This is a genomic window from Rhodococcus sp. F64268 (genome assembly GCF_023015605.1).
Taxonomy (GTDB): Bacteria; Actinomycetota; Actinomycetes; order Mycobacteriales; family Mycobacteriaceae; genus Rhodococcus.
The window spans coordinates 356,734-377,683 of the sequence record NZ_JALKAI010000001.1 but is presented as its reverse complement, the minus strand read 5'-3'; the positions used below and the strand labels follow the sequence as shown (position 1 = coordinate 377,683).

General features: G+C 65.1%; 23 protein-coding genes and 1 pseudogene. 17 read left to right on the top strand and 7 right to left on the bottom strand.

What is annotated here, in order from left to right:
* Positions 1-25: 25 nt before the first annotated feature.
* Both MWU77_RS01765 and MWU77_RS01760 read left to right on the top strand, forming a co-directional pair.
* A complete protein-coding gene (locus tag MWU77_RS01765) occupies positions 26-1,360 on the top strand; it encodes an MFS transporter (protein ID WP_247272795.1) in 1,335 nt (444 codons plus the stop codon).
* A gap of 37 nt (positions 1,361-1,397) precedes the next feature.
* Entirely contained in the window at positions 1,398-2,042 is a 645-nt protein-coding gene (locus MWU77_RS01760; RefSeq protein ID WP_247272794.1) for an FMN-dependent NADH-azoreductase, read from the top strand.
* A 4-nt stretch (positions 2,043-2,046) separates the two neighbouring features.
* Here MWU77_RS01760 and MWU77_RS01755 read toward each other — a convergent pair whose 3' ends face one another.
* A complete protein-coding gene (locus MWU77_RS01755; protein ID WP_169688428.1) occupies positions 2,047-2,556 on the bottom strand; it encodes a pyridoxamine 5'-phosphate oxidase family protein in 510 nt (169 codons plus the stop codon).
* 55 nt (positions 2,557-2,611) lie between these two features.
* Here MWU77_RS01755 and MWU77_RS01750 point away from each other — a divergent pair, with 55 nt between their 5' ends.
* From MWU77_RS01750 to MWU77_RS01720, 7 genes are all read left to right on the top strand, one after another.
* Entirely contained in the window at positions 2,612-4,249 is a 1,638-nt protein-coding gene (locus MWU77_RS01750; RefSeq protein WP_247272793.1) for an ABC-F family ATP-binding cassette domain-containing protein, read from the top strand.
* On the top strand, positions 4,250-4,624 hold the full coding sequence (locus MWU77_RS01745) for an RNA-binding S4 domain-containing protein (protein ID WP_169688426.1): 375 nt from the start codon (positions 4,250-4,252) through the stop codon (positions 4,622-4,624).
* A gap of 136 nt (positions 4,625-4,760) precedes the next feature.
* A complete protein-coding gene (locus MWU77_RS01740) occupies positions 4,761-5,033 on the top strand; it encodes a helix-turn-helix transcriptional regulator (RefSeq protein WP_054806144.1) in 273 nt (90 codons plus the stop codon).
* A gap of 3 nt (positions 5,034-5,036) precedes the next feature.
* On the top strand, positions 5,037-5,567 hold the full coding sequence (locus MWU77_RS01735; protein ID WP_169688425.1) for a hypothetical protein: 531 nt from the start codon (positions 5,037-5,039) through the stop codon (positions 5,565-5,567).
* A 4-nt stretch (positions 5,568-5,571) separates the two neighbouring features.
* Positions 5,572-6,462, top strand: a complete 891-nt coding sequence (locus tag MWU77_RS01730; RefSeq protein WP_247272792.1) for an ABC transporter ATP-binding protein — start codon at positions 5,572-5,574, stop codon at positions 6,460-6,462.
* Positions 6,459-7,652 (top strand): ABC transporter permease, encoded by a 1,194-nt coding sequence (locus tag MWU77_RS01725; protein WP_247272791.1) that lies wholly within the window; start codon positions 6,459-6,461, stop codon positions 7,650-7,652. The genes MWU77_RS01730 and MWU77_RS01725 overlap by 4 nt, the downstream gene beginning before the upstream one ends.
* 105 nt (positions 7,653-7,757) lie before the next feature.
* Positions 7,758-9,275, top strand: a complete 1,518-nt coding sequence (locus MWU77_RS01720) for an acetyl-CoA carboxylase carboxyltransferase subunit alpha/beta (protein WP_247272790.1) — start codon at positions 7,758-7,760, stop codon at positions 9,273-9,275.
* Between the two features lie 10 nt (positions 9,276-9,285).
* Here the strand turns inward: MWU77_RS01720 and MWU77_RS01715 are convergent, their stop codons facing one another.
* Positions 9,286-9,954, bottom strand: a complete 669-nt coding sequence (locus tag MWU77_RS01715) for a GPP34 family phosphoprotein (RefSeq protein ID WP_169688421.1) — start codon at positions 9,952-9,954, stop codon at positions 9,286-9,288.
* Positions 9,955-10,087: 133 nt separating this feature from the next.
* Here MWU77_RS01715 and MWU77_RS01710 point away from each other — a divergent pair, with 133 nt between their 5' ends.
* The 6 genes from MWU77_RS01710 to MWU77_RS01685 all read left to right on the top strand — a co-directional run bounded on the left by MWU77_RS01710 (position 10,088) and on the right by MWU77_RS01685 (position 15,172).
* Positions 10,088-11,980 (top strand): propionyl-CoA synthetase, encoded by a 1,893-nt coding sequence (locus MWU77_RS01710; protein ID WP_247272789.1) that lies wholly within the window; start codon positions 10,088-10,090, stop codon positions 11,978-11,980.
* A 100-nt stretch (positions 11,981-12,080) separates the two neighbouring features.
* Complete coding sequence (locus tag MWU77_RS01705) at positions 12,081-12,587, top strand: flavin reductase family protein (RefSeq protein ID WP_169688419.1); 507 nt, start codon at positions 12,081-12,083, stop codon at positions 12,585-12,587.
* A gap of 38 nt (positions 12,588-12,625) precedes the next feature.
* Positions 12,626-13,387: a pyrimidine reductase family protein gene (locus tag MWU77_RS01700; RefSeq protein WP_247272788.1), complete on the top strand. Its 762-nt coding sequence runs from the start codon at positions 12,626-12,628 to the stop codon at positions 13,385-13,387.
* A gap of 115 nt (positions 13,388-13,502) precedes the next feature.
* A complete protein-coding gene (locus MWU77_RS01695; RefSeq protein WP_169688417.1) occupies positions 13,503-14,075 on the top strand; it encodes a dihydrofolate reductase family protein in 573 nt (190 codons plus the stop codon).
* Positions 14,072-14,602, top strand: coding sequence for a CinA family protein (locus tag MWU77_RS01690; protein ID WP_247272787.1), 531 nt, complete (start codon positions 14,072-14,074; stop codon positions 14,600-14,602). Before MWU77_RS01695 ends, MWU77_RS01690 begins: the two co-directional genes overlap by 4 nt.
* Positions 14,603-14,683: 81 nt before the next feature.
* Complete coding sequence (locus tag MWU77_RS01685; protein WP_169688416.1) at positions 14,684-15,172, top strand: hypothetical protein; 489 nt, start codon at positions 14,684-14,686, stop codon at positions 15,170-15,172.
* Positions 15,173-15,179: 7 nt separating this feature from the next.
* Here the strand turns inward: MWU77_RS01685 and MWU77_RS01680 are convergent, their stop codons facing one another.
* Positions 15,180-16,979 carry an acyl-CoA dehydrogenase gene (locus tag MWU77_RS01680; protein WP_247272786.1) on the bottom strand — a complete coding sequence of 600 codons (1,800 nt, stop codon included), beginning with the start codon at positions 16,977-16,979 and terminating at the stop codon, positions 15,180-15,182.
* Positions 16,980-17,102: 123 nt separating this feature from the next.
* Here MWU77_RS01680 and MWU77_RS01675 point away from each other — a divergent pair, with 123 nt between their 5' ends.
* Positions 17,103-17,594, top strand: coding sequence for a hypothetical protein (locus MWU77_RS01675; RefSeq protein ID WP_247273044.1), 492 nt, complete (start codon positions 17,103-17,105; stop codon positions 17,592-17,594).
* A gap of 83 nt (positions 17,595-17,677) precedes the next feature.
* Here MWU77_RS01675 and MWU77_RS01670 read toward each other — a convergent pair whose 3' ends face one another.
* The gene (locus MWU77_RS01670) at positions 17,678-18,316 is read right to left on the bottom strand and encodes a class I SAM-dependent methyltransferase (RefSeq protein WP_247272785.1); all 639 of its coding nucleotides are present in this window, start codon (positions 18,314-18,316) and stop codon (positions 17,678-17,680) included.
* A 124-nt stretch (positions 18,317-18,440) separates the two neighbouring features.
* Here MWU77_RS01670 and MWU77_RS01665 point away from each other — a divergent pair, with 124 nt between their 5' ends.
* On the top strand, positions 18,441-18,746 hold the full coding sequence (locus tag MWU77_RS01665) for a hypothetical protein (RefSeq protein WP_240959144.1): 306 nt from the start codon (positions 18,441-18,443) through the stop codon (positions 18,744-18,746).
* 86 nt (positions 18,747-18,832) lie between these two features.
* Here the strand turns inward: MWU77_RS01665 and MWU77_RS01660 are convergent, their stop codons facing one another.
* From MWU77_RS01660 to MWU77_RS01650, 3 genes and pseudogenes are all read right to left on the bottom strand, one after another.
* Positions 18,833-19,198 (bottom strand): FKBP-type peptidyl-prolyl cis-trans isomerase, encoded by a 366-nt coding sequence (locus MWU77_RS01660; protein WP_247273043.1) that lies wholly within the window; start codon positions 19,196-19,198, stop codon positions 18,833-18,835.
* Positions 19,199-19,207: 9 nt separating this feature from the next.
* Positions 19,208-19,555, bottom strand: a pseudogene (locus tag MWU77_RS01655) (FKBP-type peptidyl-prolyl cis-trans isomerase); the annotation flags it as partial.
* A 54-nt stretch (positions 19,556-19,609) separates the two neighbouring features.
* Entirely contained in the window at positions 19,610-20,908 is a 1,299-nt protein-coding gene (locus MWU77_RS01650) for a citrate synthase (RefSeq protein WP_169688412.1), read from the bottom strand.
* Between the last annotated feature and the right edge of the window lie 42 nt (positions 20,909-20,950).

Below are 20,950 nucleotides of genomic sequence, written 5' to 3'. Positions count from 1 at the left end.
ACGGAAGGCAGGACGGAGGAACAACGTGCACGACACTACCGCGCGGTGGGCTCGCGGGCCGGCTCGTCCATTCCGGTGGCAGCAGTACCGGGCACTGGTCCTCACGTTGTCGCTGGGAATGCTCGCGGCGGGCATGTGGCTGATCGCGCTGGTGTGGCAAGTGATAGAGCTCGGCGGCGGACCCGCCCAGCTCTCGCTGGTCGCGACCGGTCCGGCGGTCGGCATCGTGCTCACGAGCCTCGTCGGCGGTGTGCTCGCCGACCGGATACCGCAGCGACGGATTCTGCTCGCCGCATTCTTCGCACGGGCCGCGATCGTGGCGATCGTCGCGGTACTCGCACTGACCGATCGGGTGACGTTCTGGCATCTCGCGGTCGCAGGCTTCGCTGTCGGCCTGTCGGAAGGATTCCACTACCCGGCCTATTCGGCTCTACTACCGTCGATCGTTCCCCCACAAGACCTGCTGGCCGCCAACGGAATCGAAGGACTACTCCGCCCGGTGTGCATGCAGGCCGCGGGGCCCGCGCTCGCAGGCGCAGTGGTCGCGTCGATCTCGCCGGGCGCGGCGCTGGCCGCGGTCGTCGTGTTGGAGGTCGCCGGAGCGCTATGCCTGCTCGCGGTGCGGCCCACACCGGTACGCCGCGATCTACCGGCCACGAACGGCCATCCGCTACGTTCGGCCACCATGGATCTCGTCGAGGGATTTCGCTATATGACGCGGACCCCGTGGCTACTCGGCACGCTCCTGTTCGGATCGATGCTCGTGCTCGTCCTGACAGGCCCGATCGAGGTGCTGATCCCGTTCGTCGTCAAGGACATCCCCGGCGGCGGGCCGGGCGCCCACGCGATCGTCCTGGCCGCGTTCGGCGCGGGAGGCGCCGTGGGCGCGCTGACGATGGCCTCCACGCGGCTACCTCGCCGCTATCTGACGGTGATGATGCTGATGTGGGGAGTCGGGTCGATTCCGCTCGTCGTCGTCGGATTCGCCGATTCGATCGTGCTGATCGTCGTAGCCGTGTTCGCCGTCGGAGTGCTGTTCGAAGCACCCACCGTGCTCTGGGGGACGCTGCTGCAGCGGCGTGTGCCGCCGCATTTGCTGGGCAGGGTATCGAGTCTGGACTTCTTCGTCTCGCTCGTGTTCATGCCGCTGTCGATGGCGGTAGCGGGTCCGGTTGCACTCGCAGTCGGTCTGGTCCCTGCATTCGTGCTCGCCGGTACGGTGCCCATCGTCGTCGCGCTCGTCGTGATCGTCGTGGCGAGGATGCCACGCGACGAAATCGCCAATCCGCTGGATGTCCAGATGGAGAGCGGACACTCCCCCTCCGTCGGCGGCGCTACGCAGCCGCAGACGGCGCAGTAAGCTCCGACGACATCACCGCCGGAACCCAGGAGACGCCATGCCTGCGCTGCTGCACCTCGATTCGTCCGCCGACCTGCATAACTCGGTCTCCCGTGGCCTGACCGCGCTGTTCGCCGACACCTGGCGTTCACTCGGCGACGAGCACACGGTGATCGTGCGGGATCTGCACCGATCGCCGCTGCCCCACCTGCCCGACGCCGGGCTGCACTACGCAGCGCGGTTGCGTACCGGAGCGGAGCGGCCGGATCCCGAGGCCGAAGCGTTGCAGGCCGCGCTGATCGAGGAGGTCACGAACGCCGACGTCGTCGTGATCGGCGCACCCATGTACAACTGGTCGATGCCGTCGACGCTCAAGGCGTGGATCGACTACATCCACGTGCTCGGTAGCACCGTGCCGTTCGACACCCCGGAGGCACCGCTGAAGGGCAAGCCCGCGGTGATCGTGTCGAGTCGCGGCAACACCTATGCACCCGGCACACCGGGCGACGGAACCGACTCGGTGATCCCGCCGCTCCAGCAAACGCTGGGCACCTCGCTCGGTATGTCGGTGTCGGTCGTGACAGCGGAACTCACCCTTACCGAGAGAATTCCACCGTTGGCACCGCTCGCCGGGCAAGCCGCGGAGAGCCTCGCTGCCGCGCAGGACATGGTGCGTGAACTCGCGACGAAGCTGGGTTCCTGACCATCTACCCGAATCGGTGCGTCGTCTGACCGTGCGGCTTCTTGGCGAAGACCAGCACCTTCCGAGGTGGAATACGGAACACCCACGCGAACTCGTCGGCGATACCGAAACCTCCCTCGCCGACCTCGAAGCGCCAGGCTTCGTCGTATTTGGCGAGGTACGCGGCGGCGACGGCGGTGAGTGCCGCGTGGTCGGTGACGCGGTGAGCCTCCCCTTCGAGCACCACGTCGATGCCGGCATCCCACTCGTTGCAGCCGGTGGTGACCGCGATGTGTGGGTCCCGCACGAGGTTGAGCGCTTTCTGTTCGCCCGGGCCGACCGTCAGGTGGAAAGCGCCGTCGTGCCACACGCCGACGAGCGGTGCGACATGCGGCCGACCAGTCGTATGTATGGTGCTCACCCAATACAAGGGCGCCGACGCGAACAGGGCCTCGGTCTCAGGCCACGACGTGGGTTCGGCGCCGGGCTCGCCGTAACGGGAGTCGATCGTGGTGGTGACTGCAGCGTTGGTCATGCCGGTACAGACCCGCGGCGTACGTCGAACTCATCACGACGGCGATAATCGGGAGGTGAGCGCAACCCTACGTATCAGCGACCTGTCGGCATCCCGCGGCGAACGCACCTTGTTCGACGGACTGAACCTGACGGTCGCGCCCGGCGACGTGATCGGGCTGGTAGGCGCAAACGGCGCAGGCAAGTCGACCCTGCTCACAACCCTTGCCGGTACGGGAAGCGCCGACGTCACCGGTTCCGTCACGTTGAGCCCGCCCGATGCGACTGTCGGGTACCTCGCGCAAGAACCCGAGCGGGTGCCCGGGGAGACCATCCTCGGTTTCCTGGGACGCCGCACCGGCGTCGCCGACGCCGAGAACACCATGAATGCCGCAGCCGAAGCGCTGGGCACCTCCGACGTCGACGACTACACCCCCGCACTCGAACGATGGCTCGCGCTCGGCGGAGCAGATCTCGCGGAACGAGCCAAGAAGGTCGTCGCCGACCTCGGCCTCGACGTGGGTCTCGATGCCCCGATGGAGGGTCTGTCCGGGGGGCAGGCCGCCCGCGCCGGACTGGCAGCGCTGTTGCTGTCGCGCTACGACGTGCTCTTGCTCGACGAGCCGACGAACGATCTGGATCTGGCCGGGCTCGACCAGCTCGAGCGGTTCGTCGCCGACACCCGGATTGCGCTGATGGTCATCAGTCACGATCGGGAGTTCCTGGCCCGAACAGTGACGGGGATCGTCGAACTCGATCCTGTGCAGCAACAGATCTCTGTGTACGACGGGGGTTACGAGGCGTATCTCGTCGAGCGCGAGGTTGCGCGAAGACACGCACGCGAACAGTACGACGAGTACGCCGACACCAAGTCGGCGCTCGAGGATCGCGCGCAGATGCAACGCAACTGGCTCGAACACGGCGTGCGCAATGCCCGACGCAAAACGAAGGACAACGACAAGGCCGGACGGAAGGTTCGGGCCGAATCCACCGAGAAGCAAGCAGCGAAGGCGCGGCAGACTCAGCGACGGATCGAGCGCCTCGAGGTGGTCGAGGAACCCCGTAAGGAATGGGAACTGCGCATGTCCATCGCCGCGGCGCCGCGCAGCGGCACGATGGTTGCGTCCCTCGACGGCGCGGTCGTGACTCGGGGCGCGTTCACGCTCGGCCCGGTCAGCACCCAGGTGCAGTGGGGCGACCGGATCGTCGTCACCGGTCCCAACGGTGCGGGAAAGACGACTCTGCTGCGTCTGCTGCTGGGCACGCTCACCCCGGACGCGGGTCGCGCTTCACTCGGGTCCGGGGTTCTGGTGGGCGAAATCGACCAGGCGCGTGGACTGTTCGAGGGCAACGAGCCTCTGGTCGAAGCCTTCGGCACACACGTGCCCGAGTGGCCGGATGCCGATGTCCGCACACTGCTCGCGAAATTCGCGCTCAAAGGTCATCACGTGATGCGGCCGGCGTCGTCGCTGTCACCGGGCGAACGCACCCGGGCAGGTCTCGCCCTGCTCCAGGCCCGCGGCGTGAATCTGCTGGTGCTCGACGAACCCACCAACCACCTCGACCTTCCTGCAATCGAACAGCTCGAGCAGGCCATCGAGAGTTTCGACGGCACTCTGCTGCTGGTGACCCATGATCGGCGCATGCTGGAGACCACCCGCGCGACGCGCAGGTGGAAGCTGGAAGGCGGAGAACTGAGCGAGGAGTTGCTGTAAATGGGTGGAAGTGTTCGGGTCGACAGCTGGACGTGGTCGGTGCGGTTGTTCAAGACCCGCTCGGCAGCGGCGAGCGCATGCCGGGGCGGGCACGTACGTGTCGACGGGGTCACGGCGAAGCCGTCGACTCCCGTCACGATCGGCACCGAGGTGCGGGTTCGTGTGCACGGCATGGAGAAGGTCGTCGAGGTCGCGCAGCTGGTGAACAAGCGGGTCGGTGCACCGATCGCGGCCACGACGTACATCGATCACAGCCCTCCCCCGCCGCCGAAGGAGGTTCTCGCGTCCATTCCACGTCGTGACCGCGGCGCAGGACGGCCGACCAAGAAGGAGCGGCGCGAGATGGACCGGCTTCGCGGCTTCAACGAGGACTGACACCCTCACAGTCCTGACACCCTCCCCGTGTACGACGCCGGGTTTGTGCGGTCTTCGAGGCGATCAAAAGTTGGAAATCCGTTCTATCTGAATGTTCACGTTGACAAATCGTTGTGTTTTCACAACACTTTGTTCTATGAGTCCGGTACGTCGTGGGGAAACGCTCCCCATCTACAACCGCATCCGCGTACTGCGCGCGGAGCGTGGCATGAGCCGCGCACAGCTTGCCGAGCTCATCGACGTGAACCCGCAGACAGTGGGCGCGCTCGAACGCGGCAACCACTATCCGAGCCTGGACCTCGCGTTCCGCATCTGCGATGTGTTCTCCCTACCAGTGGAAGCCGTCTTCTCCCGCACGGAGTTCACACCCTTGTCGACCGAGCTCTACAAACCTCGGAAGGAGGCCTGAGACATGCCCGCCGAAACACTGCTCGACCGCTACGAGACCTATCGCACCCGACGGTTCCTCGAGAACGAGGCCCTGACCGCTCACTGGCTACCGAACTGGCGCACCCAGAAACGTCGACGCGCTCTCGCAGGCACCGTGATGACCCTGCTCGCAATCATGTTCGTCATCGCGATCGTCTCGTACTTCTCGATCACCGCCGCACTTGCCTGGCTGCCGACAACCCTGGTGTTCCTGCTCACCTGGACGTGCCTCCAGATCGTGTCGGGCCGCCAATCGGACGCACCGCGCCATGCACTCGACGAACGCGAAATCGCCGAACGGAACAGCGCCCGTTCCATCGGTCTGTCGGTTGCTCAAACTCTGCTGCTGATACCGATTTTCGCACTTCTGTTCGGCGGGGCAACCGATTCGCTCGACCATCAATCGCTCGCGTACTCAGCGGGCGGATTCGCGCTCGCATCGATACTGTTCAGCGGATGCCTCCCCGCGGTCCTGCTCGCCTGGAACCGCCCCGACGACGACCCTGAGGACTGAAAACGTGACACTCACAATCGACAATCTCTCGAAACGCTACGGCAGCACAGTCGCTCTGGACGGCGCGAGCTTCGACGTCCACCCCGGCGAACTGTTCGGCTTCGTCGGCAGCAACGGCGCAGGCAAGACCACCACCATGCGCATCATCCTCGGAGTGCTTGCCGCCGACTCCGGCGAAGTCCGGCTCGACGGCAACCCCGTCGACCTCGACGTGCGCCGCACCATCGGGTATATGCCGGAAGAGCGCGGTCTGTACCCGAAGATGAAAGTGGGAAAACAACTTTCCTACCTCGCTCAACTCCACGGTCTGTCGAAGACAGAAGCATCCGACGCGGTGCAGCGCTGGACGAAGCGACTGGGAATCGCTGAGCGCCTCGGCGACACGGTCGATTCGCTCTCGCTCGGCAACCAGCAGCGAGTGCAGCTCGCCGCAGCCCTCGTCCACGACCCGAAGGTTCTCGTCCTCGACGAGCCGTTCTCCGGACTCGACCCCGTCGCCGTGGACGTCATGAGCGACGTGCTGGTAGAGAAGGCGAATGAGGGTGTCCCCGTCATCTTCTCGAGCCACCAACTCGATCTCGTGCAGCGTCTGTGCCAGCGCGTCGGCATCATTTCCAAGGGGCAGATGCGCGCCGTGGGTACCGTGGACGAACTGCGCTCCGGTGGAGATTCGCGCCTCGTGGTGCACGCTCCTCAAGCCCCGACCGGATGGGCGAACGGGCTCCCGGGTGTCACGACCGTCGAACACTCGGGTGACCGGACCGTCCTGTCGGTCTCGTCCGGCGTCGACGACCAGCAGATCCTCAAGACCGCGCTCGAAACAGGTCCCGTCCACGAGTTCTCCCTGCACCAGCCGTCCCTGACCGATCTGTTCCGAGAGGTGGTCGCCGCATGAGCGCCCCGTTGTCCACCACGCGCGCCATCGGCCTCGTCGCCGGTCGCGAGTTCCAGACTCAAGTTCAGAAGAAGAGCTTCCTCATCAGCAACGCGATCATCCTGGTCGCGATCGTTGCGGGCATCGTTGCCATGTCCGTCTTCGGTGGGGGTGACGAGGAGCGGCCCACCGTCGGCATCGTCGGAACGTCGAGCCTGAGCACAACCCTCGGCGCGCTCGGCGACGCCACCGGATCACCGCTCGAGATCTCCGAACTTCCGGACGCCGACGCCGGACGCACCGAAATCGCCGCAGGTGAGCTCGAAGTCGCCCTGATTCCCGGCGACGACGGCAGCGTCGTCGCCCTCACCGAATCCGACATCGACTCCACGTTGAAGACCCTGATCGATGCCGCTGTTGCGCAGGAAGCACAGTCCGCTGCGCTGACCGGCCAGGGTGTCGATCCGGCAGAGATCGCCGCTGCGGCCGCACAGGCCACCGTCACGGTCGAAGCCATCGACCCGCCGGACCCCGAACAGGGTGAACGCATGATCCTCGCGATCGTCGCGGTGATCCTGCTCTACATGCAGATCCTCATGTTCGGAATGTACGTCGCCATGGGTGTCGTCGAAGAGAAGTCGTCGCGCGTGGTCGAACTGCTGCTCTCGACACTGCGTCCGCTGCAGTTGCTGTGGGGCAAGATTCTCGGTATCGGCGCCGTCGGTCTGCTACAGCTCGCGGCGTACGGTGTTGTGGGCGTCGGTGCTGCGCTGGCCACCGACACTCTCACCATCACCGGTACCGCGATCAGCGTGTTCGCAGGCACTCTCGGCTGGTTCGTACTCGGCTTCGCATTCTTCGCGGTGCTCTACGCCGCTGCCGGGTCGATGGTGTCGCGGCAGGAGGACGTCAACTCCACCTCCGGTCCGCTCATGTTCATCATTCTGGCGATGTTCTTCGCGGCGTTCTCGTCGATCGACGATCCCGAGGCCACATGGAGCACCGTGCTGAGCTGGATCCCGCCGTTCTCGGCCATCCTGATGCCCCTGCGCATCGCGGCCGGGGTCGCGTCGCCGTTCCAGATCGTGGGCACCATCGTGCTGATGGTCGCGGTCACCGCACTGCTCGGCCTGGTGGCTGCGAAAATCTACCAGCGTTCGATCCTGCGCATCGGGCGCACGGTGACCTGGAAGGAAGCGCTCGGTCGCTGAACCCGAACGAGGGGGCGGTTGTGCGCGAGATTCTCGTCGAACTCGCACACAACCGCCCCCTCGTCTGTCCAGGACGCGTCGTAGAGTCGCACGTGACCGGATCGAATGGGAGGCAGCGTGGCAGGCAGTAGGATCTCTGCACATCAGTTCATCGATGCCGTGCTCGACAAAGGTAGCTTCACCTCGTGGGACGAGCCACCGCTCGATGTCGAGCCCGACGACTCCTACCGCACCGAACTCGCGCGCGCCGCAGAGAAGTCCGGCGTGGACGAGTCGGTACTCACCGGAGTCGGAACCGTACACGGACGCCGGGTCGCGCTGATCGCCTGCGAATTCGCTTTCCTCGCAGGGTCGATCGGGGTAGCTGCGTCCGAGCGAATCGTCTCCGCGATCGAACGTGCCACCGCGGAGGGACTCCCGCTGCTCGCGTCACCCACCTCGGGCGGAACCCGCATGCAGGAGGGCACCCTCGCGTTCGTGCAGATGGTGAAGATCGCGGCTGCGGTAGCGGCGCACAAGGCCGCGCATCTCGGCTACCTCGTGTACCTGAGAAACCCCACCACCGGCGGGGTGTTCGCGTCCTGGGGGTCGCTCGGTCACGTCACCGCGGCAGAGCCCGGTGCACTCGTCGGCTTCCTCGGTCCACGCGTCTACAAGGCCCTGTACCAGGAGGACTTCCCCGAAGGAGTCCAGACCGCCGAGAACCTGCATCGGCGCGGCGTGATCGACGGGGTGATCCCGCTCGCGGGCATCCGACAGGTGGTGCATCGGCTGCTGCGGGTTCTCGTCGAACCCGATCAACCCGACACCTCCGCAGAGTCTGCACTCACCGATGTCGACGACATCCCCGATATTCCGGCCTGGCAGTCGGTGATCCTCACCCGCAGACCCGAGCGTCCCGGAATCCGTCAGCTGTTGCGGCACGCGGCGTCAGCTCAGGTGCCTTTGTCCGGTACCGGTGAGGGCGAATCCGATGCCACGGTGATGTTGTCTCTGGCGCGGTTCCGCGGTGTGTCGTGCGTGTTGTTCGGACAGGACCGCAGTGGCCAATCGGCCGCAGCACCAATGGGTCCCGGAGCGCTACGGGAAGCACGACGCGCAATGAGACTTGCCGACGAACTACAACTCCCCCTGGTCCTCGTCATCGACACACTGGGTGCGGCGTTGTCGAAGGAAGCCGAGGAACGTGGGCTTGCGCCAGAGATCGCCCGTTGCCTCGCGGATCTGGTGACATTGCCGACGCCGACCGTGTCCGTGTTGCTCGGCCAGGGCACCGGAGGCGGCGCTCTCGCGTTGCTTCCTGCGGATCGGGTGCTGTGCGCGCAACACGGCTGGCTGGCACCGCTGCCCCCGGAAGGCGCAAGCGCGATCGTCCACCGCGACACCACCCACGCTCCTCGGATGGCCGAGGCGCAGGGGATTCGCTCGAGGGATCTGTTGCGCAACGGGATCATCGACGGTGTCATACCTGAGCAGCAGGATGCAGCAGATGAGCCGATCCAGTTCCTCAAACGGGTCGGCGCCGCAGTAGCGTGCGAGTTGTCCTCTCTTGCAGATGAACCCGCCGACGAGCGTTACCAGCGCCGAATCTCCCGCTTCCGGGCTCTGGGCTTGCCCGCCTGAGTCGCGGCGCTCAGCTGCTCGCTACCACTGCGGGCACGGTGACGGCAACGAGGATCGCGGTGTTGATCGCATCGACCGCTTGACGAACTGCCTGACCTGCCCACTGACCTTCGGCTATGTCCTTGGCACGCTCTGCAACTCTCTTCTTGTCGGCATCGGGGAAGATCTTCGGCGTCAGTTTCGTCGCCGACAACAAGGAGATCAGCGCTGCTGAGCGGGGCGAGGGTGTCGTCCCGTCGACCAGTACGGAATGAAGCTCGCTGCGTACCCGCCGTTCATGACTCTCGTCGACCGCGGGCCAACGACGAGCCGGGAACAGCCCGAGTACCTTGCCGCGCTCTTCGCGAACCCAGCCGTTCGCCACGACACGTTCGAGCACGGAGTCTCTCATGTTCTTGCTCAGCTTCTCGATCGCTGCCGCCGGTTTCATCGGCCTGCGCTGGTCGAGACGCGCCACCGCGTCGGTCAGTATCGGGTCAGTGGTCACCGCACTGCCCACCACGACCCGGCCCTTCTTTCCCCTCTCCCCTTTCTCATCGAGGAGAACGACATTGTCGAGTGCCAGTTCGAGGAGCACAGCGCCTGCAAGCGCACGGGGCAGGGTGATGCTGTCGACGATCGCCTTTCCCGAGTCGTCGTCGAGCGCGAGAAGCAGCAGATCCTCCGCAAGCAAAGACATGCTCACACGGTACGGCCGTTCACCGACCCATCGGTACCATCCGGCGCAGATGCGTCCGATCCTGTCCCGCCCGGCAGACGGTGTCGAATAGGGTGGTCGCGGTCACGTCGATGTCGAGGAAGGACACGAACCGATGAGCTCGTACGAGGACGCGTTCCGGCGAAGTGTGGAGGATCCGGAGTCGTTCTGGCTCGCGGCCGCGCAGGATGTCGAGTGGGACACCGCCCCGACCCGTGCCCTCGACGACACTCGGGCCCCGTCGTACCGGTGGTTCCCGGACGGCACCCTCAATACGAGCGTCAACGCCCTCGACCGGCACGTCCGAGCAGGTAACGGCGACCGGCCCGCTCTGATCTGGGATTCGGCGATGGTGCCTGCCAAGCGCACCTACACGTACTCGGAGCTCCTCGGCGAAGTGGCCACGTTCGCGGGCGTCCTGCGGGACCAGGGCGTAGTTGCCGGCGATCGCGTCATCATCTACATGCCGATGATCCCCGAGGCCGCCATCGCGATGCTCGCGTGCGCCCGTATCGGCGCAGTGCACTCGGTGGTGTTCGGCGGGTTCGCTGCCAAGGAACTCGCCACCCGTATCGACGATGCGCAACCGGTGCTGCTGGTGACGGCATCCGGCGGACTCGAGCCGGGACGCACCATCGAGTACCTGCCGATGGTCGATCAGGCACTGCAGTTGTCGCAGACTCCCCCGCACACGGTGATCGTGAAGGACCGCGAGCAGATCCCCGGTTCCGCAGACGATTACAAGGCATCCTCGGCCGCATGGTTCGACTGGGATGCGCTCGTCGCGGACACCTCCCCGGCCGAACCGGTGGCTGTGGCTGCAACCGATCCGCTCTACATCCTGTACACCTCCGGCACCACCGGGAAGCCGAAGGGCGTCGTTCGCGACAACGGCGGCCACGCAGTCGCACTCACGTGGTCGATGCGCAACATCTATGACATCGCCGCGGGCGATGTCTGGTGGACCGCCTCCGACGTCGGCTGGGTCGTCGGCCATTCGTACATCGTGTACGGACCGCTGCTGGCCGGAGCGACGACCGTCATGTACGAAGGCAAACCCGTCGGTACCCCCGATGCGGGCGCGTTCTGGCGAATCATCGCCGAGTACGGAGTCAAGGCTCTGTTCACCGCACCCACCGCCGTTCGGGCCGTGCGTAAGGCTGATCCCGACGCCGACGAGCTGAAGAAATACGACATCTCCTCGATGCAGACGCTGTTCGCGGCCGGTGAGCGTCTCGACCCCGATACCTACGAATGGGCGACGAAGGTCCTGGGACGTCCGGTGGTCGACCACTGGTGGCAGACCGAGACCGGTTGGGCAATCGCCGCGAACCTGCGCGGACTCGACCCGATGCCACTCAAGGCCGGCTCCCCCACCGTCCCGGTCCCGGGTTATCGAGTCGAGATCGTCGACGGCGAAGGCAAGCAGGTCGAGGCAGGCACCGAGGGCAACATCGTCGTCGGCTTGCCGTTGCCACCCGGCACCCTCACCGGGTTGTGGCACGATGACGACCGCTACCGCCGGTCGTATCTCGACACGTTCCCCGGCTACTACCTCACCGGCGACTCCGGCTTCATCGACGACGACGGCTACGTCTTCGTGCTCGGCCGCTCCGACGATGTCATCAACGTCGCAGGCCACCGTCTGTCCACCGGAAGCATGGAGGCCGTAGTGGCGTCACATGCGGCGATCGCAGAATGCGCCGTCGTCGGAATCCGCGACGAACTCAAAGGTCAGCGTCCGTCCGGATACGTCGTGCTCAAGGCCGGTGTCGACATCGACCACGAAACCCTTCGCCAGGAACTGGTGGCGCTGGTGCGCGACCAGATCGGGGCTGTTGCCACATTCCGCGACGTGACAGTCGTGGACGCGCTTCCCAAGACCCGATCCGGCAAAATCCTGCGAAAGACCATGCGGCAGATCGCCGACCACGAGCAGTACACCGTGCCGTCGACCATCGAGGACCCCGCCGTACTCGACGCGCTGAGGGAGCAGCTCGGCGGCTGACGGACGCGGCTCCGAATGGTCCGTCATGGCCTCTCGGGTACCGCATGAACGGACAGTCAAACCGGGCCGGCTCGGACTACTTGCCACGTACGATGCGTGCATGCCCACCGACGACCACGGCTCGGCCGACGGCTTCTCGGCCATCGTCGGCCGGCTCGACTATCCGATGTTCATCGTCACCACAAAGGCAGTGAACGAACGCAGCGGATGTCTGGTCGGCTTCGCCACACAGGTCGCGATCGATCCGCCGAGATTTCTGGTGGCCCTGTCCGACAAGAACCGGACGTTCCGGGTAGCGGGTGCCGCCGAGCATCTCGCGGTCCATATACTCGACCGGTCGCAGCTGGCATTGGCCGAGCTGTTCGGTTCACGAAGCGGCGACGACACCGACAAATTCGCACAATGCAACTGGAGCGACGGACCACACGGGCTACCGATCCTCGACGACGCGGCCGCGTGGTTCACCGGCGCCATCGTGGGGAGAGTCGACCTCGGAGACCACGTCGGATTCTTGCTCGCCCCGGATAGCGGCGAACTCCGCTCGGATCTGAGCGACCCAGTGATGTTCGACGACGTGCGGCACTTGGATCCCGGGCACGGCGCGTGACGTGACGGTACTGCCGCCTCCGTGATCTGATCGACGGCATGCGACGACTCGACGACCCCACAGTGCCCGGCCAAGTCCTCGGCGGCTCCGATCTGCACGAGTTGTACGCCTATCCGCCCGACCTCACCGAGCCGTGGGTGCGTACGAACTTCGTGTCCTCTCTCGACGGCGCGGTCGCTGTCGACGGCCGTTCGGGCGGGCTCGGGACACCGGCGGACAAGGTCGTGTTCGGGCTGCTCCGCGAACTCGCCGACGTGATCGTCGTCGGTGCAGGCACCGCGCGCACCGAAAACTACGGCGGTGCACGGACGAGTGATTCTCTTCGGGAACGCCGCACCGCCGCGGGTTTGTCGGCGGTGCCACCGATTGCGGTGGTCACTGCATCGGGCAATCTCGATCCGGGGATGCGGTTGTTCACCGACACCGTCGTACCACCGGTTGTGTTCACGAGCGGCGCAGTGCCGGAGGAGAAACGTCGCACACTCGCTGACGCCGGCGCGGACGTCCGTGTCATCGCGGACGGTGACATCGGCGGTGAGGCCATCGTCGCCGCCGTGGCTCGAGCGGGGTGGAACCGAGTCCTGTGTGAGGGAGGCCCCCGACTGTTCGGTCGTATGATCGCCGACGGCGTCGTCGACGACCTGTGCCTGACCTGGGCGCCGCTGCTCGCTGCAGGGTCTGCGGACCGTATCGCTCATTCCCCCGCCTCCGCTGTCACCGAGATGCGGCGCACTCACCTGGTGTGCGACGACGACGGCACGATCCTCACTCGATGGGTCCGCGATACGGCCACCGACTAGCGAATGACAACTTTTCGGTGGAAACCGGTCGAATGTGCTGGCTTCGGTGCTGAGCCCGTTCTAGCGTTGCAGTTCGATCAGGTCTCGGCCTGTACCCAGATTCGAGGAGGGCTGCGTGCGCACACTGACCTATTACGTCGCGACGACACTCGACGGATTCATCGCCGACCCCTCCGGTGGCACCGAATTCTTTCCCACCGAGGGCGATCACATGTTTCACCGGATCGAGGAGTATCCCGAGACACTGCCGGTGCACGTTCGCGACCAACTCGAGGTCACGGCGCCCGGCAAGCACTTCGACGCGGTGGTCATGGGTCGTCGCACATGGGAGCCCTCGCTCAGCGTCGGCCTCACCAGCGCCTATCCGCATCTCCAGCAGTACGTCTTCTCGAAGACGCTGCAGCAATCCCCCGACGACACCGTAACCGTGGTGGCGACCGACCCACTCGAATACGTTCGCGACCTGAAGAAGCAGGACGGCAGGGGAATCTGGTTGTGCGGCGGCGGGACCCTCGCGGGTGAGCTGCTCTCGGAGATCGACGAACTCGCAGTCGAGGTCACTCCGATCATCACCGGAAACGGGATTCCCTTGTTCCGAACCGGTTTCGAGCCACAGTTCTTCGAGCTGGCGGAAAGTCGTGTGTTCGACAGCGGTGTCGTCTTCAATCGCTTCACGACGAAGGCATGACGCCGACCATGGCGCGCCGGGGGAACGACCCCGATGTCCACGATGACGATGTCGTCGAAGGGACGGACCTGTCCGATGCACTGATCGACGAACTGGGCACACTCGCATCCGGCCGCCATTTCACCATCGGATGCGCCGAATCTCTCACGGCGGGCACACTGGCGGCACGACTCGGAGCAGCAAAGGGAAGCTCCGAATGGTTTCGCGGCGCGATCGTGGCCTACTCACGATCCGTCAAACACGGATTGCTCGAAGTGCCCGAGGGGCCGGTGGTATGCGAATCGGCAGCGCGCACGATGGCCGAGTCGACGGCCGGGTTACTCGCCTCCGACATCGTCGTCGCCGTCACCGGCGCCGGCGGCCCCGACCCACAGGACGGACGGCCGCCCGGCACCGTATGTTTCGCGACGACCGGACCGCGTGGAACACGCTCCGAAGAACAGCATTTCGACGGAGACCCGGAAAGCGTGCTGGCACAGACGGTACGTCACGCGCTGCGGCTGCTGATCGACGAAATATCTTCCTGACGCGGACCGGCCGATTCACACCGGCCCAGCGGCGCCGAAAACCACGTGCGCATACTGTGCCCGTCACCTACCGTGCACGGTATGCGTGTCATGTTCACGAAAGGCCCGGGCACGAGTTACGAGATCGCCGTACACCGTGAGACCGGGGCGGCGCTCGCTCCTCGCAACGGTCCCGGCGGGCATCCCTATCTCCCCCACGACCTGCTGCATTTCCTCGTCGAAGTCGAGGCAGGCATTCCCAACGGGGTGTTCGGGCAGCTCGCTTCCGGCGACAACGGCCTGTTCTGGCCCGCCGACCCCGCCGCACGAGCCAAGGCAAACCGGCGCCGAAAGACAAAGGGAGACAACGCGCATTCCCGATCGAAGGCCGACCTGATCCGCTCCGAGGAACTGGTGGGAATGACGCTACCCGTCTGGGAGTACCGACGCGGCCACGCGCGGGCACTGCCACCGCCTATGACGGCAGACGCAGTCCCCCCGCTGGTCGAGCGCATCGTCGGCCGATTCGACGACTACGCCGACCGCTGGCACGCCCTGGAGGTGGGCGGGACTCTCACGATGAAGTGGTGAAGTCGTATCAGAACGCAGCCGGTGAGACGTCGAGCGTCGTACGGTCGAGGCCGTCGAGCAGATCGAATTGCGGTCCGGTCTTCGGGAGCTCGAAACGATAGAAGTACCTCGCCGCCGCACGTTTTCCGTCGAAGAAGTCGCCCTCGCGGCCGGCTACGGCCAGCACCTGCTCGAGCCATATCCATGCGACCACCACGTGACCCACCGCTTCGAGATACACCGTCGAATTCGCCAGCGCCAGGGCAGGGTCACCGGTCGCCCACAGCGTCGCCGTCGTGGTGCCGACACGCTCGGTCGCGGCGCGCAACAGCTGCGCGTACTCGGCCGCATCGCCGCCGGCTGCGAGCGCCTTCTTCACGGTGGCCTCGATCGTCGAACCTAGCAGCGCCAGTCCGGCTCCACCCTGCATGACGACTTTGCGCCCCAGCAGATCCATCCCCTGAATGCCGTGCGTGCCCTCGTGGATGGGGTTGAGCCGGTTGTCGCGATAGTACTGCTCGACGTCGAATTCGCGGGTGTAGCCGTACCCGCCGAGAACCTGGATCGCCAGACTGTTGGCCTCGAGGCACCACTGTGACGGCCAGGACTTCGCAATCGGTGTGAGCACGTCGAGGAGCAGCCCTGCTTCGGCACGTGCTTCGTCGTTCGTGGCGGTGTTCTGTTCGTCGACGAGCTTCGAACAGTACAGTCCCAGGGCGAGAGCACCTTCGACGTACGATTTCTGCGCGAGCAGCATCCGCCGGATATCGGGATGCTCGATGAGCGGAACCTGCGGCGATGCAGGGTCTTTCGCCCCGATCGGCCTCCCCTGTGTGCGGGTGCGCGCGTAGTCCAGCGACTGGAGGTAGCCCGCGTAACCCAGCGAGGTCGCCAAGAAGCCGACACCGATACGCGCCTCGTTCATCATGTGGAACATGTACTGCAAGCCCTTGTGCGGTTCGCCGAGAAGATGACCGACGGCTCCTGCCTGCCCACCCGGTGTGAAGGTGCCTTCGCCGAGATTGAGCAATGCGTTGGTGGTGCCACGGTTGCCCATCTTGTGGTTGAGGCCCACCAGCGCGATATCGTTGCGGTCGCCCAGCGTGCCGTCGTCGTTCACCAGGAATTTCGGTACGATGAACAGCGAGATTCCCTTGACCCCGGCGGGGCCGCCGGAGATCTTGGCGAGCACCAGGTGGACGATGTTCTCGGTCAGCTCGTGGTCTCCGCCGGAGATCCACATCTTGGTCCCGGTGACCCGGTAGGTGCCGTCGTCCACTGGAACGGCCTTGGTTGTGATGTCTGCCAGCGACGATCCCGCCTGCGGTTCGGACAGACACATCGTGCCGAAGAACCGGCCCTCGAGCAGCGCCGGGACGAACCTCTCGATCTGCTCCCTGCTCCCGTGAGTGACGAGAAGGCTCGCATTGGCGGCGGTGAGGAACGGGTACGACGAGGTTCCGGCATTGGCAGCCTGGAACCACGCCATCGATGCACGCAGCAGCGTCATCGGGAGCTGCATTCCACCGAGGGACTCGTCGAAGCCCCCGGCGATCAGCCCGGCTTTGGCAAACAGATCCAGCGCCGCCTTGACCTCGGGAATGATCTCGACGCGTCCGTCTTCGCCGATCTGCGGCTCCTGGGCGTCGGCCTTCTTGTTGTGTGTCGCGAAATGCTTGGTGGCGAGATCGGCGCTCAGATCGAGGACGGCGTCGAACGTGTCTCGTGAGTGCTCGGCGAAACGCTCCCGCGACGTCAGGGATTCGACGTCGAGCCAGTCGTAGAGCAAGAAGTCGAGGTCGCGACGGGACAGGACGGGAGCGGGCACGGACAATCCTTTCGGAGGATCTTTCGCGGGGGACACTGTGCCAACAAGTACACCAACGAGCATGCATGATGTCCAGCAAGGGCAGTGTTCCTCAGAGAGGAAGCGGAACCGATGAGCAACGAGATCGTCGTCGAGCACGAGTCGGCCGTCGATGCACCGAATACGGTTGTGTGGGCCCGGGTCACGAGCGCCGAGGGGATCAACGACGAGCTCGCACCGGTACTCGCAATGCGCATGCCCCGGTGGGCTCACACACTGTCCGAGGACACGGTCCCCATCGGACGCCCACTCGCCCGAGTTCCACTACTGCTATTCGGCGTGCTGCCGGTGGACTACGACCACCTGTCCATCGCTGCGCTCGAACCCGGGCGTCGGTTCCACGAGAAGTCGACGATGCTCCTCATGAGTCGCTGGGAGCACGAACGCACTCTGGATCGGCTCGCTACGAACCGCACCAGGGTCCGTGACCGACTCACATTCGAGTTGCGCGTGCCGCTGTCGAGGATTCCGGGCGCAGGCACGCTCGCGCGCCGCCTCGTCGCTGCCCTGTTCGCGCACAGGCACAAACGGCTGGCCACGTTCTTCGACTCGCCGTACAACAGCTGGCCGTCATAGAAACGGAGCAACGGACAGATACAACCTCCGCAAGGTCCTGTATCTACCCGTTGTCGTTGTAACTACCGTCTTTCCAAGAGGATTCAGTCTCGGCGCCGTGCGGCGATGGCGCCATGCGGTCTATGGCCGCTCGCCGTTCGCGTGTGGGCCTCGATCACCTCGAAGCCGGCGTCGGCGAGTTCGCGACCGAGCTCGTCGACCGGCCATCGAAACGCCGTGGTCACGGCATGATCGAATGCTTCCACGGCCGGACCTTCGAAGAAACCCACCAGCAATCCTCCACCGGGCCGGATCACACGCGCGAACTCGGTGAGCGGAATCGCGATGTCCGCCGGATCGTGATGGATCAGCGAATACCACGACAGCACACCTCCCAATGATGCTGTCATGGCGTCCAATTGTTCGAATCGGCCGAGATCGAAGGTGAGCTCCGGATACCGGTCGCGAGCTTGTGCGAGGAACTCGGACACGAGATCGATTCCGCTGACGTCCAGTCCGCACTCGGCCAGAAAGCCCGTCCACTGCCCCGGACCACAACCGGCATCGAGTACAGCGCCCGTGAGCGCGGTGGCCCAACTGCCCACCAGCGCACGGTCGGAAGGGTGCGTCGAGGTCATGGTGCCGAACAGATCCACATATTCCTGCGATCTCGCCGAGTAGGCCTCCCGGACCGAACTCGACTTCCGGACAGTGTGAGCAACCCGGCCGTGTGCGCTCTCCATACCGTCGATGATCACATATCGCGCCCAGCCGGGTGCCTCGAACCCACCCCTGGGGTGGGTTCGGTGAACACCGCCGAGGGCGCACTCTTGTATCAGCCACCACGCCCCGCCCCAGGAGAATCGAATGTCGAAGCACCACAAAGTTTTCGCCGCCACCATCATGATCGCCGCAGCTGTGCTCGGCGGGGCCGCCACGGCCTCCGCGGAACCGAAGGTCGATCCGGTCGGGGGACCCGGAAAGGGCTGCCCGATCGTGCACGAGGACGACAACGGCAACGTCGTGAAGGTGGAGTACGCCTCACCCGGCACCCGGAATGGTGCCCTCGTGTGCGGCAACGACGGCGAGTGGAGTTTCGGCAGGACCGTCGGCAACTCCGGAGCCATCCGGGGCAGCATCACCGACAACGGACTTGCCACTTCGGGCTACTGATCGTAGCCACCCGAAACAAACGCAGGCCGCGCATCACCATGGATGCGCGGCCTGCGAATGTGATCGGAATCAGCGGACTGCGCTGATCAGTTGGTGCCCATCAGGTCGATGACGAACACCAGGGTCTTACCGGACAGCTGATGCCCCGACCCCGCCGGACCGTAAGCGAGCTCCGGCGGCACCGTCAGCTTGCGACGGCCGCCGACCTTCATGCCGGGGATGCCGTGCTGCCAGCCCGGGATCAGACGCGCGAGCGGGAACGCCACCGACTGGCCGCGGCTCCACGACGAGTCGAACTCCTCGCCCGTGTCGAACTCGACACCCTTGTAGTGGACGTCGACGGTGGCGCCGGGCTGAGCTTCGGCGCCGTCGCCGACCTCGATGTCCTCGATGACCAGCTCTGTGGGAGCCGGACCTTCGGGCTTCTCGATCACCGGCGGCTCCGGCGGCACCTGGACGCCGAGCAGGTCGATGATGAACACCAGGGTCTTGCCGGACAACTGGTGCCCCGACCCTGCCGGACCGTAGGCGAGCTCCGGCGGAATCGTCAGTTGGCGGCGCCCACCGACCTTCATGCCGGGGATGCCTTCCTGCCAACCGGCGATCAGACCTGCGAGCGGGAAGCGGATCGATTCACCGCGGCTCCACGACGAGTCGAACTCCTCGCCCGTGTCGTACTCGACGCCCACGTAGTGGACATCGACGATTGCGCCCGCAACAGCCTCTGCCCCGTCTCCGACGGTGATGTCCTTGACCACCAGCTCGGTGGGGGCGGGCCCCTCCTGGAATTCGATCTCCGGTTTGGTCATAGGTCCAGCTCCCTCGTCGAACGGTCGATCGTCGAACTCATGGTCGATCGCACGTCAGCGTGCGTCGAGTCCCTTGTAGTCGCGCTCGGTGTACCCGGTGTAGATCTGACGCGGACGGCCGATCTTCAGGGTCGGATCCGAGTGCATCTCGCGCCAGTGCGCAATCCAGCCCGGCAGACGACCCAGCGCGAACAGCACGGTGAACATGCGGTCCGGGAAGCCCATCGCCCGGTAGATCAGGCCCGTGTAGAAGTCGACGTTCGGGTACAGCTTGCGCTCGATGAAGTAATCATCGGTGAGCGCGGCTTCCTCGAGCTTCATCGCGATCTCGAGCAGCTCGTCGCCGGCGCCGAGCTTGTTGAGGATCTTGTCCGCGGTCTTCTTCACGATCGCAGCACGCGGGTCGTAGTTACGGTAGACGCGGTGACCGAAGCCCATGAGCTTCACACCGTCTTCCTTGTTCTTGACCTTGCGGACGAACTCCGTGACGTCGCCACCGGACTTCTGGATCTCGTCGAGCATCTCCAGCACGGCCTGGTTGGCACCGCCGTGCAGCGGACCCCAGAGTGCATTGATGCCGCCGGAGATCGACGTGAACAGGTTCGCATCCGAGGAACCGACCAGACGCACCGTCGACGTCGAGCAGTTCTGCTCGTGGTCGGCGTGCAGGATCAGCAGCATCTCGAGAGCCTGCGCGACCTCGGGGTCGATCTGGTACGGCTCGGCCGGGAATCCGAACGTCATCCGCATGAAGTTCTCGACCAGCGACAGCGAGTTGTCGGGGTAGAGGAACGGCTGACCGACCGACTTCTTGTAGGCGTAGGCCGCAATCGTCGGCAGCTTGGCCATCAGACGGATGGTGGAGAGCTCGACCTGCTCGGGATCGTCGGGGTCGAGGGCGTCCTGGTAGTACGCGGACAGCGCGTTGACAGCGCTGGAGACGACGGGCATCGGATGCGCGTTGCGCGGGAAACCGTCGAAGAATCGCTTGAGATCCTCGTGCAGCAGCGTGTGCCGGCGAATCTGATCGGTGAAGACGTCGAGCTGCTCGGTGGTCGGCAGCTCGCCGTAGATCAGCAGATAGCTGACCTCGATGAACGTCGACTTCTCCGCGAGCTGCTCGATGGGGTATCCGCGGTAGCGCAGGATTCCCTTCTCGCCGTCGATGTATGTGATCGCCGACTTCGTGGAGGCGGTGTTGACGAATCCGGGATCGAGGGTGGTGTACCCCGTGTCCGCAAGGAGCTTGCCGAGCTCGATGCCGTCATTGCCTTCCGTCGCCTTGGCGATAGCCATTGTGTGCTCGCCACCGGGGTAGCTGAGGGTGGGCTGTGTGTCATTCTCAGCGGGCACGAAGGATCCCTCTCAAGCTCAGACCTACCAGAAACTTCCGAA